The following is a 15060-nucleotide window of genomic DNA, read 5'->3' on the forward strand; positions in this document are numbered from 1 at the left end:
GTGCCGAGCGACTTGCCGAGCGACCCGCCGAGTGAGAACTTTACCATCGGACAAAGGATTGGTGTCGACGCCGTCGCCGATCTTCGTCAATATCGGCGATCGCGCCCCAAGTGATGGGGGGAATCAACCGTCACGTCTACCCTGAGCAGACATCGATGCTCATATTGACTGGAGACAGGCTTCCCGCCGCGGCCGGCACAATCTTTGCCTCGCATGTCCTGAACTCGGTCTTGGACCAGTCGACAGGGGTGGGGCGGTCGACGGCGAAGACGAGAGGCGGCCCGATCGGTTTCGCGCCGCCGGGAATCGTGAGCCATAGCGCTCGAGCGACAGGTGCCCCATGACGAACTCGGACGTTTTTGCGGATTTTGCGCGGTCCTTCAGAGGAAGACGGGCCGTGGAGATGACGCTCTCCGACTACCTCGACCTTTGCCGCGAAGATCCGAAAACCTATGCGAGCGCCGCGGAGCGTATCCTCGACGCCATCGGCGAGCCGGAGCTCATCGACACATCGCGCGACCCGAGGCTCGGCCGCATCTTCATGAACCGCACCATCCGCGTCTATCCGGCCTTCGCCGAATTCTTCGGCATGGAGGAGACGATCGAGCGGATCGTGAGCTTCTTCCGCCACGCGGCCCAAGGCCTCGAGGAGCGCAAGCAGATTCTCTATCTCCTCGGCCCGGTCGGCGGCGGCAAGTCCTCGCTCGCCGAGCGGCTGAAGGCGCTGATGGAGGTCGATCCGATCTATGTGCTCAAGGCGGGCGAGGAGCTCTCCCCCGTCTTCGAGAGCCCGCTCGGGCTCTTCGATCCGGCGACCGCGGGCGAGATGCTCGAGCAGCGCTATGGCATACCGCGCCGGCGCCTCAACGGGCTCATGAGCCCCTGGTGCCTGAAGCGTCTCGACGAATTCGGCGGCGACATCACCCGATTCACCGTGGTGAAGCTCACGCCCTCGCGTCTGCGCCAGATCGGCATCGCCAAGACCGAGCCCGGCGACGAGAACAATCAGGACATCTCCTCCCTCGTCGGCAAGGTCGATATCCGCAAGCTCGAGAGTCTCGCCCAGGCGGACCCGGACGCCTATAGCTATTCGGGCGGCCTCAACCGCGCCAATCAGGGACTTCTCGAATTCGTCGAGATGTTCAAGGCGCCGATCAAGATGCTTCATCCTCTGCTGACGGCCACGCAGGAGGGAAATTACATCGGCACCGAGAACATCGGCGCAATTCCCTTCTCCGGCATAGTGATGGCCCATTCCAACGAGGCGGAATGGCAGAGCTTCAAGAACAATCGCAACAATGAGGCCTTCATCGATCGCATCTATGTGATCAAGGTTCCCTATTGCCTGCGCGTCACCGAGGAGCAGCACATCTATGAGAAGCTCCTGCACGGCTCCGAGCTCGCCGAGGCGAGCTGCGCGCCGAGCACGCTCGAGATGCTCGCCCGCTTCATCGTGCTCTCGCGCCTGAAGCCGCACGAGAATTCGAACCTCTTCTCGAAGATGCGCGTCTATGACGGCGAGAGCCTTCGCGAGGTCGATCCGCGCGCGCGCAGCATGCTCGAGTATAAGGATGCGGCCGGCGTCGACGAGGGCATGGACGGACTCTCCACCCGCTTCGCCTTCAAGGTTCTGGCGGCGACCTTCAACCACGACACGGTCGAGGTGGCGGCGGACCCCGTGCATCTCATCTATGTGCTAGAGCAGTCGCTGCGCCGAGAGCAGCTGCCGGCGGAGACGGAGAAGCGCTATCTCGAGTTCATCAAGGCCGAGCTCGCGCCGCGCTACGCCGAATTCATCGGCAACGAGATTCAAAAGGCCTATTTGGAGTCCTATCAGGATTACGGCCAGAATCTCTTCGACCGTTACATCGACTACGCCGACGCCTGGATCGAGGACCAGGACTTCAAGGACCCGGACACCGGCCAGCTTCTGGATCGTGACCTGTTGAACCAGGAGCTGACCAAGATCGAGAAGCCCGCGGGCATCGCCAATCCCAAGGACTTCCGCAACGAGGTGGTGAAGTTCGCGCTGCGCTGGCGCGCCGCCAATGAGGGACGCAATCCGTCCTGGGCGAGCTACGAGAAGATCCGCGACGTCATCGAGCGGCGCATGTTCTCCCAGGTCGAGGAGCTGCTGCCGGTCATTTCATTCGGATCGAAAAAAGACACGCAGACAGAAAAAAAACATGCAGAATTCGTAAGCCGCATGATGGCCCGCGGCTATACGGAGCGGCAGGTGCGCCGTCTGGTCGAATGGTACATGCGCGTAAAACAGGCCGGCTGAGCCTGAAAGGGCGAGCCGGCTAAGAACGGGTGATGAAACGATGCACATCGTCGATCGTCGGCTGAACCCCGGAGGCAAGAGCTTCGCGAACCGCCAGCGCTTCCTGCGCCGCGCCAAGGACATGGTGGAGAAGGCGGTTCGCGAGGCGAGCAAGGACCGAGCGATCGGCGATCTGGAGAGCCCCGGGGAGATCACCATTCCCTCCGAGGGCACGCGCGAGCCCACCTTTCGTCACACGACGGGCTCGCGGCGCGATCTCGTGCTGCCCGGCAACAAGGATTATGTCGAGGGCGATCTCATCGAGCGCCCGCAGGGCGAAGGCGAGGGCGACGGGGCCGGCGGTCAGGTCGGCCGCGGCGACGGGCAGGAGGACGCCTTCCGCTTCATCCTCACGCGCGACGAGTTCCTGAGCATCTTCCTGGACGATCTCGAGCTGCCCGACCTCGCCAAAAGGCGAGTCGCCCATACGGAGAAAGAGGGGCTGCGCCGCGCCGGCTTCACCACCACCGGAACGCCGGCCAATCTCGCGCTGCATCGCACGCTGCAGACCTCGCTCTCCCGCCGCATCGCATTGAAGCGCCCGAAGCAGGGAGCGATCGACGACCTCGAGCGCCGGCTCGAGGAGGCGCGGCGCCGCGACGACGCGCAAGACGACGCGACCCGAGGCGACGCGACCCGAGGCGACGCGACCCGAGCCGACGAGACCCGAGGCGACGGCGCGCAAGTCGAGCGGCTCGCCGCCGAGCTCGAGGCGCTGCGTCACAAGAGGGCGCGCATCTCCTATCTCGACCCCATCGACCTGCGCTATCGCCGCTTCGAGCGTTTTCCGAAGCCGGTGACGCAGGCGGTGATGTTCTGCCTGATGGACGTCTCCGGCTCCATGACCGAGCATATGAAGGACCTCGCCAAGCGCTTCTTCATGCTGCTGCACGTGTTTCTGGCGCGCCGCTACAAGCGGGTCGAGATCGTCTTCATCCGCCACACGGATCGCGCCGGCGAAGTGGACGAGGAGACCTTCTTCCGCTCCGCCGAGACCGGCGGGACAATGGTGTCCTCCGCCTTGCAGGAGATGCTGAAGGTCATCCGCGAGCGCTACGATCCGGGCGTCTGGAACATTTACGCCGCGCAGGCGTCGGACGGCGACAATCTCTCCAGCGACAATCCGCAGACGCGCGATCTGCTGCAGAACCACATACTGCCGCTCTGCCAATATTTCGCTTACGTGGAGGTGAGCGGGCCCAACGCCGAGACGCATGGCTATGTGCCCCATCACGGCCAGAGCTCGCTATGGCTCACCTATGCCGCGCTGCAAAAGGAGAACGAAAAATTCCAGATGCGGCGCGTCTCGCGGCGCGAGCACATCTATTCCGTCTTCCGGCAATTGTTCCAGCGGCGCGCCGCAAAGACCGCGGAGGCTCCCTGATGCGCGGCGAACTGCTCTATGAAGGCAAGGACTGGGATTTCGGCACGATCCAGCGCGTGCATGACGCGATAGAGACGATCGCGCACAAGGAGCTCGGCCTCGACACTTTCCCCAATCAGATCGAGATCATCACCGCCGAGCAGATGCTCGACGCCTACGCCTCGACCGGCATGCCGCTCTTCTACAAGCATTGGTCGTTCGGCAAGCGTTTCGCCCAGCACGAGGGCATTTATCGCATGGGGCTGCAAGGCCTCGCTTATGAGATCGTCATCAACGCCGATCCCTGCATCAGCTACATCATGGAGGAGAACTCCGCCACGATGCAGACGCTGGTGATCGCGCACGCCGCCTTCGGCCATAATCATTTCTTCAAGCACAATTACCAGTTCCGCCAATGGACCGATCCCGAAGGCATTCTCGACTATCTCTCCTTCGCCAAGGCCTATATCGCCAATTGCGAGGAGCGCTACGGCCATGCCGAGGTCGAGCGCCTGCTCGACGCCGCCCATGCGCTGATGCCGCAAGGCATAGACCGCTATCCGCGCAAGCGCCCGCTCAATCTGCATATGGAGGAGAAGCGCGAGCAGGATCGCAAGGAGGAGCGCGAGCGCCTCTATGACGATCTCTGGCGCACCGTGCCGGGCCGCGCGCGCGGCGCCAAGCAGATGGCCGGCGACAAGCGCCGCGCCCTGCTCGGCCTGCCGCAAGAGAATATCCTCTACTTCCTCGAGAAGGCCGCGCCGCGTCTGAAGCCCTGGCAGCGCGAGGTGCTGCGCATCGTGCGGCTCATCGCGCAATATTTCTATCCGCAGCAGCAGACCAAGGTGATGAACGAGGGCTGCGCCACCTATTGCCACTACCGCCTGCTCAATCGCCTGCACGAGAAGGGGCGGATCGACGACGGCAGCTTCCTCGAATTTTTGACATCGCACACCAACGCCACGCGCCAGCCCTTCTACGACAGCCCCGCCTATAGCGGCGTCAATCCTTATGCGCTCGGCTTCGACATGATGCGCGACATAGAACGCATCGTGCGCGAGCCGACCGAGGAGGACCGCTATTGGTTCCCCGAGATCGCCGGAACCGGCGACGAGATGGAGGTGCTGCGCAATGTCTGGGCGAATTACCGCGACGACAGCTTCATCGCGCAGTTCCTGAGCCCGCAGCTCATCCGCAAATGGCGGCTGTTCCATGTCGTCGACGATCGTGAGCAGCCGCATCTCGAGGTGACGGCCATCCACAATGAGCGCGGCTATCGCGATCTGCGCCGCAGCCTCGCGGCGCAATACGAGGTCGGCGGATATGCGCCGGACATTCAGATCGTCGATGTCGATCTCGCCGGCAATCGCAAGCTGGTGCTGCATCATCGCGTGCGCGACGGCAAGATGCTGGAGCTGACCAACGCCGCCATGGTGCTCGGCCATCTCGCCAATCTCTGGGGCTATGAGGTGCTGCTGCAGGAGATCGACGCCGGCACGGAACAGGTGCTGAAAGAGCATATGGTGCGGCCGGAGGCCGGTTGAGCGTTGGCCCCCGGCCATTGCGGTCGTCATTGCGAACGCAGCGAAGCAATCAGGGCCGCGGGGCCGCTCCTGGATCGCGTCGTCGCTGCGCTCCCGCGATGACGCTCGGGAGACATCTTCCCTTTCCCGCGAGTCTGTGCGACGGCTGCGTGAACGCCACGCCTCCACGCACGCCGCCCCGATGACCATCAAGCGCAAATATCATCACGGCGCCCTGAAAGAAGCGCTGGTCGAGGCGGCGCTCGAGCTTCTGGCGGAAGGCGGGCCGGCCAATCTCAGCCTCGGCGAGGCGGCCAAGCGCGTCGGCGTGACCGCGGCCGCGCCCTATCGCCATTTCGCCAGCCGCGACGAGCTGCTGAACGAGGTGGCGCGGCGCGGCTTCCTCTCCTTCGGCGCAGCGCTCGAAAAGGCCTGGGACGAAGGCAGGCCCGACGCGGCGACGGCCATGTGGCGCATGTGCGCCGCCTATCTCGCCTTCGCCCGCGCGGAGCCCGGCCTCTACGCCGCCATGTTCGGCTCGGCCGCCTCGCTCGCCAGCGAGCCGTCCGCCGACGCCGCCGATCATGCGCTCGAGATTCTCTGGCGCTCCGTCGTCGCCTTTCTCCAGCAGCGCGGCGCGCCGGCGCAGGGCGCCCGCAAGCTCGCTCTCCAGCTCTGGGCGCTCGCCCATGGCGTCGCCATGCTGGCGATCTCCGGCCATCTCGACGCGGCGAAGGGCCTCGATCCCGGCCCCGTGCTCGACGCGGCCGCGCGCAATCTGATGGAAGCCGCCGTCCGCCGCGCGGAGACCGCGCCGGGCTGATCTCACGTTTCCGCCCGCCGCGCGAGGCGGGCGGAGCGATCCTTCAGCGCGTCGTAGATCGGCTCGTTGCGGATGGCCGCGGCGATGGACATGGCCGCAAAGCACGCCGCCAGCATGGGCAGCAGCAATTGCGAATTATCGGTCATCTCGGTGATGAGGATCATGCCGGTGAGCGGCGCGCGCACGACGGCGGCGAAAAAGGCCGCCATGCCGACGAGCGCGAATTTCATTCCCGCGGCCGCCGCGTCCTCGCCCGGAATCAGCAGGCCGAAGAACAGCCCGATCTCGGCGCCGAGGGCGAGCAGCGGCGCGAACAATCCGCCGGGCGTTCCCGCCGCATAAGAGACGACGCCGAGCGCGAAACGCAGCGCGAAGACGAACGGCAGGACCTCGAACGCGAAGGCTCCGTCCAGCGTGCGCTGCGTGAGGACGTCGCCGCCGCCGACGAGATCGGGCGCGAGAAAGCCGAGCGCGCCGACGCCGGCGCCGACGAGCGCGGCTTTCGCCTCCGCCGGCCAGGCCGAGCGATCGGCTATGTCCAGCGCGCCGAGAATGGCGCGATTGTAAGCGAGGCTCGCGAATCCCATCGCCGCGCCGAGGGCGAGGCTCAGCGGAACGTCGAGAGGGCCGGTCGGAAAATGAGCGGCGACGGTCAGCTCCGGCGCCGGCCCGAGCATGAGACGCACGACGGAGATTGCCCCGACCGAGGCGCCGAGCGCGATCGTCGCATGGCGCATGTCGAAGCGGCGCAACAGCTCCTCGAGCACGAAAGCGGCGCCGGCGAGCGGGGCGCTGAAGGCCGCCGCGAGCCCCGCCCCGGCGCCGGCGGCGAGCAGGGACTGCTGGCCGCTCCAGTCATAGCGGAAGAAGCGGCCGAGCCGATGCGCGAGGGTAGCGCCCATCTGCACCGACGGCCCCTCGCGGCCGAGCGCGAGGCCGGCGCCGATCGCCAACACGCCGCCGACGAATTTCACCGGCAGCAGCAGAGGCGGCGCCGGCGGCTCCTGCCCGTCTATGACCGATTCGACATGCGGAATGCCGCTGCCGACCGCCGCCGGCGCGAAGCGCCGCACGAGCCAGGCCGCGAGCGCCGCCGCCAGCGCAGCGCCGAACGCCATCGTCGCGAAGCCGAGAACGGGGCGGCCCTCGAACGCGCCGGGCAGGGCGGCGCGCAATCGCTCTGCCGCATCGAGAATGAGCCGAAACGCGCCACAGAGCGCGCCGACCGCGACCCCGGCCAGCAGAGAGACGAGGCCGAGCGGAAACAATCCCGGCAGTTGCGAAGGTTTTGTCTCGGCGATCTCCTCCGCCGGCCCGGCGTAGGCGGCGACATCGGCTTCGAGGACGACATCGGTTTTATCGCCCAGCAGAAGCAGGCGCTCCGCCCCCGCGGCGTCGAGCAGCACCAGGCGGCGCGTCCGGCCGAGCGCCAGCGCGACCGAGGCGGCGTTGCGCCGCCGGCCTCGGCGCGGGCGGCGCCCGAAGGCGAGACGGCGCAGAAATGGCAGCGCCCCGGCGCCGAGGATCGTCGCCAGGACGAGGAGCGCGCGCCCGTCCTCCTCGGAAATGTCGAACATGCGACCGATTCGCGAAAAAAGACCGGGCGCAGCATAGCGCCGGGGCTTGGCGGAAACGAAATAGCGGAGAGGACGAAATAGGGGAGGCCCTTGGCGAAACAGCGATGTTAATGTATATTACATTCACATCGCGGCAGCGTCGCGCGGATTGTCCGCCCGAGCGCGCGATGAGCGAAGGAACTGGAGAGTCCGATCATGGGCTGTCATCGTCACTACCGCACGGGCTATGATTCGCGCGATCGTTTCGGGGACTGCGGACGGCCGTGGAAGCCGCTCGAGCTTCTCGCAATGATTCTCGGCTTCATCGTCTTCTGGCCGATCGGCCTCGCCATCGTCCTCTTCAAGGTCTGGCAGCGAAAATTTGGCTATGAGGGCGATCTCTTCGCCTTCGCGCAGGAGCGCGCCGCCGATGTGCAGGCGCGTTGGAAGGAGGCGACCGGCGAGGCCCGCGCGGCCGGCGGCTGGCGCGGCCCGGGCTTCATGCGTTCTTCCGGCAATGTCGCCTTCGACGATTGGCGCGAGAGCGAGCTCGCCCGCCTCGAGGAGGAGCGCCGCAAGCTCGCCGAGGCCGAGCGCGAATTCACCGAGCACATTGAGGAGCTGCGCCGCGCGCGAGACCGCGAGGAATTCGAATCCTTCATGCGCGCCCGCCGCGACCGCGGCCAGCCGCAAGGGTGAGCGCAGGAATATCATAAACCACGCCGCGACCGGACAGGGCCGCGGCGTTCTTGTTATTGCTTCACCACACCCACTCGCCGCAACTTCTCCCCCGGTTGAGGCGAGGGGAGTTCAGGGCCTCCTAACACATTGATTATGATTCGAAATCTCGCTTAAAAATCAAACGGTTGCTTTTCAACTCGCGCATGCTATAATTTTATTCGAGGGAAAAGTCCATGCAGTTCGACGTCGAAAAATTAGAAAACTTGGTTATTTATGCCTGTCGTAAGGCGGAACGTTCCGCCTTGGGCGCCGTCAAGTTGCACAAGGTGCTGTATTTCTCAGATATGCTGTTCTATGCGGAACATGGGACCGCGATTACAGGTGCGACATATCGCAAACGTCCTTTCGGGCCGACATGCGACGTTCTGCTCAGCAGCCTTCGTTCCTTGGAAAAGCGCGGCGCAATCCGTATTCATGAGGTTGACTATTTTGGCTATCTAAAAAAAGAGTTCGAGTCGCTCACCCAGCCGGAGCTGTCGCGATTCTCGGAGTTGGAAATCGCGCTCGTCGACGAAGTGGTAGATTTCGTCTGCAATGAGAATTCCGCGAAGACAATTAGCGATTTCAGTCACAATCGAGCGTGGGAGAGTGTAGAGTTCGGCGATGTGATTCGCTATAATAGCGTTTTTTCAATATTCCCTACAGATGTATCGCCAGAAGCTATAGAATGGGCCAAGGCAGAGGTAGAACGTCTTGCAAGTGCGCGATCGTCAAAAGCATCCGTGGCGCGTCACGACTTCAGAGATTTTCGAGACCGCGTTCTTCAGGCGCGGGGCGCATGACGTATTTTATGATCTTTTGGATGGTCTCGAGGATCAGTTAAAGATCGATCCGAAATCCTGTGGAGTTCGGATTCCGGGCCACCCGGCAAATTGCTGGATATATCAAAGCCCTCCATTAAAGCGTTTGCCAATGATCTACGTGATGTACGAAATTGACGACGAAGAAAGAATTGTAACGTTATGGAGCTTTTCTGTTATCTGAGCTTTTTTGTCGAGCCGTTTCCTACTCCGGGGTGCCGCCCTGCTCCGATGTGAGGCCCTTCGATTCCTCGCGTTAACCAAGCTTCTCGACGCCCCGTTAACGCTCCCTCGCCATTGTCGCGGCCATGGCTCGTCGCGTTACGCCATTGCCGCTCCTCGTCCTGACGCCGCTCGTCGCGGCGGGTCTGTCGGGCTGCGGATTTCTGGCGAAGCCGCAGCGCCCGGCCTGGCGCGCGCAGGCGGAGAACGCCTGCCTCGCCGAAAAGCGCGTGCAGCCCTCGGCATACGTACAATTCGCGCAGGAGATCGACGGCCCCGGCATATGCGGGCTCACCCGGCCGCTGAAAGTCACGGCGCTGCAGGGCGGCGCGGTCGCCTTCAACGCCAGGGCGACGCTCGACTGCTCCATGGTCGCCGAGCTCGACCAATGGCTGAACGATGTGGTGCAGCCGTCGGCCATGGCGCGCTTCGGCCAGCCGGTGGCGCAGATCAACTCCATGGGCTCCTACGCCTGCCGCGGCATGAATGCGCAAGCCGGCGCGCCGCTATCGGAACATTCCTTCGGCAATGCGCTCGACATAGGCGGCTTCGTGCTCGCCGACGGGCGCGAAATCTCCATCGTCCGCGACTGGACGCATGGCGACCAGCCGACCAGGGATTTTCTCGCCGAAGTGCACGGCGGCTCCTGCCGGCATTTCACCACCGTGCTGTCGCCAGGCTCCAACGCCTTCCACTACAATCACATCCACGTCGATCTCGCCATGCATGGGCGCAATGGCGACCGGCGCATCTGCAAGCCGGTCCCGCGCGACGTCGCGCCGGCGCCCGGGCAGGACCCGCCTATGACGGACCCGCAGCTCGTCGCCCATGGCCCCGACGACGACGATGTGGATACGCCCGGACCGCCGCCGCTCGCCGCCTTCCAGGCGCAGGCCTCGCGCGGCGTCGACGACAGTCTCATTCTCGCCGCGCCGCTGCCGCCCGTGCGGCCCCCGGCGCGCGCCCTGCAACCGGAAGGCGCCCCCAAGGATTGGGATGTCACTTCGAGCATTGCTCGGCGCGGCCGCTGATCGGAGAATTTTTCCCGAGCTCGACGACTAGAGCCATTTGAATTCGCATGTTCTTTTCCGAAAACCGCTTCGCACTTTTGGGGAGCATGCTCTAAGGAGCGGCGGCCCAGCCTTCAACTCCAGATCATCTCATTCGACTTTGGGCCGCAGCGCATCGCGAGCCGTCGCGAAAGGCAGGACGAGGGAGAGCGGCGCGTCGAGGAGACGCACCGCGTCGTAGAGTTCGCACCAACGGGCGGCGTCTTCATTCTTCGCGTCGATGAGCAACGCCACGCCGCCCGCTTCTTCGGCCACCGCCATGCAGCGTTCCGCGGCGCGGAGAAGCAAGCGTCCGCCCAGCCCCCTCCGCTGGACGCTGCGATCGACCGCCAGCCGTCCGAGCCGATAGACGGGAACTTCGTAACGCCCGAGGCCGCGCGTCGCATTCGCCGGGACGCGGGCGAATGCGAGAGAGGCCGGGCCGAGCGTGTAGAATCCGAGAACGCGCGTCGGAGCGCCCAGTGGCGCCGCGACGAAACATTTCGCTCCGCCGCGCTCATGATTCTGTCGCGCGTAGCGCTTCAAATAGACGTCGAGATTTTCGTCGCCGCAATCGAAGGCGTTCCGATCATGAATTTTCGAAAGGGCGCTGTCTTCCCAGACCGGCGCCGTCATTCGAGCGTGAATCCCGCCTTCGCGGCGCGGCGAAGACGCACGCCCGCTCTCGGGGGATTTTCCAGCAGATCGAGAATATGCGACGTGTCCCGCTCCGAAAGCGCCAGCCTTTCGGCTTCCGCGATCACAGCCTTGGCGTGGGGAAGCGCCAACCGCAGGATGAAGCCTGTCAAATCGACCCGCTCCAATGCGGCCGCGCGGGCCAACACCGCCTTGTCCTCACGCTTCAGCCGCAGCTCGATGCGGCCGCTGTCCGCATGTTCTCGAGGCATAATCTTCTCCCTCGGATTCATTCCGTACAATGCAAGGGCGACATGGAGGCCCAGCGACGGCCTTTTCATCGTACGCTCGATTGCGCGCCATGCATGTTTGTCGATATGAATATAAATGCAGTAGACTAATTGAATATCGGCATTCGAGGAGCGACATGCAGACGACGTCCGGCCTCTTTCCGTCTCGCGCCGTCTCGCGCGCGATCGGCTTGGCCTTTTCCCTGATTTTCGGCGTCGCGGCGCGCGGCGAGACGCTGCTCAACGTCTCCTACGACCCGACGCGGGAATTGTTCAGAGCCGTCGACAAGGCCTTCGCCGCCGAGTGGAAGAAGCAGACCGGGCGGGACATTCAGATCCAGGCGTCGCATGGCGGCTCAGGCGCTCAGGCGCGCTCCGTCATCGAAGGGCTTCCCGCCGACATAGTGACGCTCGCCCTTGCCCACGACATCGACGCGATCGCCGGCAGGACCGGCAAGATCCCGGCCGATTGGCAGAAGCGCCTGCCGAACAACTCCTCGCCCTACACGTCGACGATCGTGCTGCTCGTGCGCAAGGGCAATCCCAAGGCGATCAAGGATTGGGACGATCTCGCCAAGCCCGGCGTCGTCGTCGTCGCGCCCAATCCCAAGACGGGCGGCGGCGCGCGCTGGAACTTCCTCGCCGCCTGGGCCTTTGGTTTGAAGAAATTCGACGGCGACGAGGCCAAAACGAAGGAACTGGTGAAAGCGATCTACAAGAACGCCCCGGTTCTCGATTCCGGCGCGCGCGGATCGACGACCACCTTCGCCCAGCGCGGCTTCGGCGACGTTCTCATCGCCTGGGAGAACGAGGCCTTTCTCGCACTCTCCGAATTCAGCAAGGACAAATTCGAGATCGTCGTTCCGTCGCTCTCGATTCTCGCGGAGCCGGCGGTCGCCGTCGTCGACGGCAATGTCGACGCCAAGGGCGCGCGCAAGGCGGCGGAAGCCTATTTGAATTTTCTCTACACGCCGGCCGGCCAGGCGCTCATCGCCAAGCACTATTATCGGCCGGCGCATCCGGAATTCGCGGCGCCCGACGATTTGAATCGCTTCCATAAATTGGAGCTGGTCACGATCGACGAGAGATTCGGCGGCTGGCCGGCGGCGCAGAAGAAATTCTTCGTCGACGGCGCGCTCTTCGACGAGATGCAGAAGCCCTGACGAAAGCGTTTCCAGCCGAAGTGGACGCCGATTCGGCGTCGGAAACGCGTTAAAATAAGAGCTCAGTGGCTTACGTCGATGAAAGTGAAGACGCTCGAGCCCCTCCCCGGCCCTCCCCCGCTGCGCGGGAGAGGGAGCAGATTCGGCGCTTCATCGAGAGTGCGCGTAGCGTTTGCCGCCCCCTCTCCCGCGCAGCGGGGGAGGGTGAGGGAGGGGGCCTTCAGTTCGGGTGAGGCAGGCCAAGACTCGATCCGCGCACTCATATGAGCGATCCAGAGCCTGCCCGCGACTCTGGATCACTCACATGGGGACGTTCTGGTCAAGAGTTCATCGTCGCATGATCGGCGGGCTCCATTGGTCGGCGGATCCTGGGTCCGAGCCTTCCTCGAGGTTCTGGTTCTCTGGCCAGAACAAACTCACATTCGGTCGTCGCGGCTTTGCGACCGCACCCAGATTCCGCGTTCGGCGGGCAAGGCTCGGGAGGGCGAGACCACTCTTCGCTGCGGCGTCGTGAACGCCATGCGATCCATCGGATCGCCCGCCCCGGATCGGGCCGAGGCCATTTTGCCTCGGCTATTCATGTTCCGCTCGGCCGATCTTCGTCCGGCCGGCGCTCGCGACGGGAAGCGGTCAGGCGGCCTTGGCGACGACGGCGCCCTCGATGACGGCTCCCTGCGTCGCATATCTCCACAAGGCGACCAGCAGCTTGCGCGCCAAAGCGACGATCGTCGTCTTGCGGCGATTCGCGATGACGCCTCGAGGCCCGCCCTCAGCGGAACTTCACCGTCAGATCGGTGCCGACGGCGCCGGTCTCCGAGCTCGGCCCCTGATCGGAGACGATGATCGAGCCGCCGAGCCACAGGCGATCGGCGATCTTCTCGCGCACATCGTCCGAGAGCTCGACGCGGTCCAGAGCGTCGGCGGCGCTGGAGGCCGGGCCGAGCGGCGCCGCGCTGCGCTCCTCCACCATGCCCTTTTTCTTGCCGGCCCGCGCCATAGCGACACGCGGCGGCATCGAGAGGACCGACCATTTGAGCGCGCCGTCGTCGCCGGCCGCCGAGGCGATGTAGAGATGCGAGCCGAGCGGGCGCTCCGGCTCGCGGATCGTCGCCGGCGCCTCGAAGATCGGCGTCAGGCCCTGGCGCACATAGATGCGCTGATTCTTCTTGCTCACCAGTATGGAGATCGGGGCGATCCGCAATTGCGCGTCCTTCTCCGCCTTGGCGGCGGCGGCCGAGACTTCCGCCGCCTCGCGGGAGAGGCGGGCGGCCTCGGCATAGGCCGCGTCGCTGGCGTCATAGGCGGTCTTGGCGGCCTCGCGCCGCGCCTCGGCTTCGGCGAGGGCGGAGCCGGCCTTGGCCTTCGCGGCTTCCGCGGGCGTGGTTTCGGGGGCGGGCAGATCGGGCTTGGCGGCCGCCGCCTCCTGCCGCTTGACGGCGGCGCTCTCGGCGGCCTTTGTCGCGGCCTCCGCCTTGGCGCGAGCGGAGGCTTCGGCGACTTCGGCCGATTTGAGCTCGGCCGAGGCGCGCGCGGCCTCCTGCCGCTTGGCGTTCAGCGCGACGGAGGCCTCCGTCGCCGCTTTCGAGGCCGCCGCCGCATCCGCCGCGGCCTTGGTCTTCATCTGCTCGGCGTAGCGCCGAGGATCGACGAGCGGAGCGGAGCTGTCGGCGAAGCCGTCGCGCAGTCCGGCGTCGGCGAACGTCGCCGCCGAAGCTTCCGAGGGCGAGCGCATCTTGGGCGAAGGCAGGGCCGGATGCGAGATCTCCGAGGGCGAGAGATCGTAAGGCGCGATGACGACGCGCTCGCCGATGCGCGTCATGCCCCAGAGCTTCTGCGCGAAGGCGCCGGGAAGGCGGATGCAGCCATGCGAGGCCGGACGCCCCGTCACATGGCCCTCGTGCATGGCGACGCCCGACCAGGTGACGCGCTGCATGAAGGGCATGGGCGCGCCGGAATAGAGGTTGGAGCGGTGGAAGCGCTCGCGGCCGAGAATGGTGAACACGCCCTCCGGCGTCGGATGGCCGGGCACGCCGGTCGAGATCGTCGAGCGCTCGACGAGGCCGTTGTGATTGTAGATGGAGATATGCTGGCCGCCGAGCGACACCACCGCGAACAGCGGCCGCGCGAGGCTCACATTCTCGCTCGTTCTGGGCGCGGCCGATTTCGCGCGTTTCGCCTTGCGCGGGGCGCGCGGCGCATCGCCGCCTGCCGCCGAATAGCCGAGCGCGGCGGCCGGCGTCGGCTCGAGCGCCAGGGGGAAGGCGAGGGCGGCGACGCTCGCGGCGCAGACCGCGGAAAAAGCACGAGCGCAGACCCTGCGGCTGCGGACCACGGCGACTTGCGACATGACTCGAAAACTCCCCAGGACGCATGAACACGTGCTCGAGCAAATAACGCCCTGATCCGAACCGGACAGAGCGTCGCCCTCGCCTGCATTGCTCTTATTGGTTAACGGGCGGCTGACGCGACATGCGCGGGCGCACGCTGCGATCACATTCGTCGCATTCGAGGCGAAAGCGACGGTTTCGCGCTACCGCGCCTCGAGGTTGTTCGCGTCTTTTTGCTTCGCCC

The 15060-nt window shown here is 65.0% G+C and carries 12 protein-coding genes and 1 pseudogene; 8 read left to right on the top strand and 5 right to left on the bottom strand.

The window, feature by feature from the left end; all coding sequences use genetic code 11:
• The first annotated feature begins 340 nt into the window (after positions 1-340).
• The 4 genes from Mspo_RS11930 (at position 341) to Mspo_RS11945 (ending at position 6032) form a co-directional block, all read left to right on the top strand.
• A complete protein-coding gene (locus Mspo_RS11930) occupies positions 341-2284 on the top strand; it encodes a PrkA family serine protein kinase (protein ID WP_159730035.1) in 1944 nt (647 codons plus the stop codon).
• A 40-nt stretch (positions 2285-2324) separates the two neighbouring features.
• On the top strand, positions 2325-3707 hold the full coding sequence (locus tag Mspo_RS11935; protein ID WP_159730037.1) for a YeaH/YhbH family protein: 1383 nt from the start codon (positions 2325-2327) through the stop codon (positions 3705-3707).
• Entirely contained in the window at positions 3707-5230 is a 1524-nt protein-coding gene (locus Mspo_RS11940; protein WP_159730039.1) for a SpoVR family protein, read from the top strand. Before Mspo_RS11935 ends, Mspo_RS11940 begins: the two co-directional genes overlap by 1 nt.
• A gap of 181 nt (positions 5231-5411) precedes the next feature.
• The gene (locus Mspo_RS11945; protein ID WP_159730041.1) at positions 5412-6032 is read left to right on the top strand and encodes a TetR/AcrR family transcriptional regulator; all 621 of its coding nucleotides are present in this window, start codon (positions 5412-5414) and stop codon (positions 6030-6032) included.
• A 2-nt stretch (positions 6033-6034) separates the two neighbouring features.
• Here Mspo_RS11945 and Mspo_RS11950 read toward each other — a convergent pair whose 3' ends face one another.
• The gene (locus tag Mspo_RS11950; RefSeq protein ID WP_159730043.1) at positions 6035-7609 is read right to left on the bottom strand and encodes a chloride channel protein; all 1575 of its coding nucleotides are present in this window, start codon (positions 7607-7609) and stop codon (positions 6035-6037) included.
• Positions 7610-7804: 195 nt separating this feature from the next.
• Between Mspo_RS11950 and Mspo_RS11955 the strand changes: the two genes are divergently transcribed.
• The 3 genes from Mspo_RS11955 to Mspo_RS11965 all read left to right on the top strand — a co-directional run bounded on the left by Mspo_RS11955 (position 7805) and on the right by Mspo_RS11965 (position 10382).
• The gene (locus Mspo_RS11955) at positions 7805-8287 is read left to right on the top strand and encodes a DUF2852 domain-containing protein (RefSeq protein ID WP_159730045.1); all 483 of its coding nucleotides are present in this window, start codon (positions 7805-7807) and stop codon (positions 8285-8287) included.
• A 215-nt stretch (positions 8288-8502) separates the two neighbouring features.
• Positions 8503-9111, top strand: coding sequence for a Panacea domain-containing protein (locus tag Mspo_RS11960; RefSeq protein WP_159730047.1), 609 nt, complete (start codon positions 8503-8505; stop codon positions 9109-9111).
• A gap of 326 nt (positions 9112-9437) precedes the next feature.
• Positions 9438-10382: an extensin family protein gene (locus Mspo_RS11965; RefSeq protein ID WP_159730049.1), complete on the top strand. Its 945-nt coding sequence runs from the start codon at positions 9438-9440 to the stop codon at positions 10380-10382.
• Positions 10383-10511: 129 nt separating this feature from the next.
• On the opposite strand, the gene Mspo_RS11970 is transcribed toward Mspo_RS11965, so the two are convergent.
• Both Mspo_RS11970 and Mspo_RS11975 read right to left on the bottom strand, forming a co-directional pair.
• Positions 10512-11036, bottom strand: coding sequence for a GNAT family N-acetyltransferase (locus Mspo_RS11970; protein WP_159730051.1), 525 nt, complete (start codon positions 11034-11036; stop codon positions 10512-10514).
• On the bottom strand, positions 11033-11308 hold the full coding sequence (locus Mspo_RS11975; protein ID WP_159730053.1) for a DUF1778 domain-containing protein: 276 nt from the start codon (positions 11306-11308) through the stop codon (positions 11033-11035). Before Mspo_RS11975 ends, Mspo_RS11970 begins: the two co-directional genes overlap by 4 nt.
• Before the next feature lie 155 nt (positions 11309-11463).
• Between Mspo_RS11975 and Mspo_RS11980 the strand changes: the two genes are divergently transcribed.
• Entirely contained in the window at positions 11464-12489 is a 1026-nt protein-coding gene (locus tag Mspo_RS11980) for a sulfate ABC transporter substrate-binding protein (protein ID WP_159730055.1), read from the top strand.
• Positions 12490-13119: 630 nt separating this feature from the next.
• On the opposite strand, the pseudogene Mspo_RS19910 reads toward Mspo_RS11980, so the two are convergent.
• Positions 13120-13227, bottom strand: a pseudogene (locus Mspo_RS19910) (IS110 family transposase); the annotation flags it as partial.
• A gap of 31 nt (positions 13228-13258) precedes the next feature.
• Positions 13259-14836 carry a L,D-transpeptidase family protein gene (locus tag Mspo_RS11985; RefSeq protein ID WP_244613384.1) on the bottom strand — a complete coding sequence of 526 codons (1578 nt, stop codon included), beginning with the start codon at positions 14834-14836 and terminating at the stop codon, positions 13259-13261.
• Between the last annotated feature and the right edge of the window lie 224 nt (positions 14837-15060).

The organism is Methylosinus sp. Ce-a6, assembly GCF_009811655.1.
In the GTDB taxonomy this organism is placed as follows: domain Bacteria; phylum Pseudomonadota; class Alphaproteobacteria; order Rhizobiales; family Beijerinckiaceae; genus Methylosinus.

Excerpts from the sequence above, each read along its gene's own strand:
- Mspo_RS11980 (WP_159730055.1), top strand. The coding sequence starts at position 11,464 with ATGCAGACGACGTCCGGCCTCTTTCCGTCTCGCGCCGTCTCGCGCGCG.
- Mspo_RS11970 (WP_159730051.1), bottom strand. The coding sequence starts at position 11,036 with ATGACGGCGCCGGTCTGGGAAGACAGCGCCCTTTCGAAAATTCATGAT.
- Mspo_RS11985 (WP_244613384.1), bottom strand. The coding sequence starts at position 14,836 with ATGTCGCAAGTCGCCGTGGTCCGCAGCCGCAGGGTCTGCGCTCGTGCT.
- Mspo_RS11930 (WP_159730035.1), top strand. The coding sequence starts at position 341 with ATGACGAACTCGGACGTTTTTGCGGATTTTGCGCGGTCCTTCAGAGGA.
- Mspo_RS11960 (WP_159730047.1), top strand. The coding sequence starts at position 8,503 with ATGCAGTTCGACGTCGAAAAATTAGAAAACTTGGTTATTTATGCCTGT.
- Mspo_RS11950 (WP_159730043.1), bottom strand. The coding sequence starts at position 7,609 with ATGTTCGACATTTCCGAGGAGGACGGGCGCGCGCTCCTCGTCCTGGCG.
- Mspo_RS11935 (WP_159730037.1), top strand. The coding sequence starts at position 2,325 with ATGCACATCGTCGATCGTCGGCTGAACCCCGGAGGCAAGAGCTTCGCG.
- Mspo_RS11945 (WP_159730041.1), top strand. The coding sequence starts at position 5,412 with ATGACCATCAAGCGCAAATATCATCACGGCGCCCTGAAAGAAGCGCTG.
- Mspo_RS11940 (WP_159730039.1), top strand. The coding sequence starts at position 3,707 with ATGCGCGGCGAACTGCTCTATGAAGGCAAGGACTGGGATTTCGGCACG.
- Mspo_RS11955 (WP_159730045.1), top strand. The coding sequence starts at position 7,805 with ATGGGCTGTCATCGTCACTACCGCACGGGCTATGATTCGCGCGATCGT.
- Mspo_RS11965 (WP_159730049.1), top strand. The coding sequence starts at position 9,438 with ATGGCTCGTCGCGTTACGCCATTGCCGCTCCTCGTCCTGACGCCGCTC.
- Mspo_RS11975 (WP_159730053.1), bottom strand. The coding sequence starts at position 11,308 with ATGCCTCGAGAACATGCGGACAGCGGCCGCATCGAGCTGCGGCTGAAG.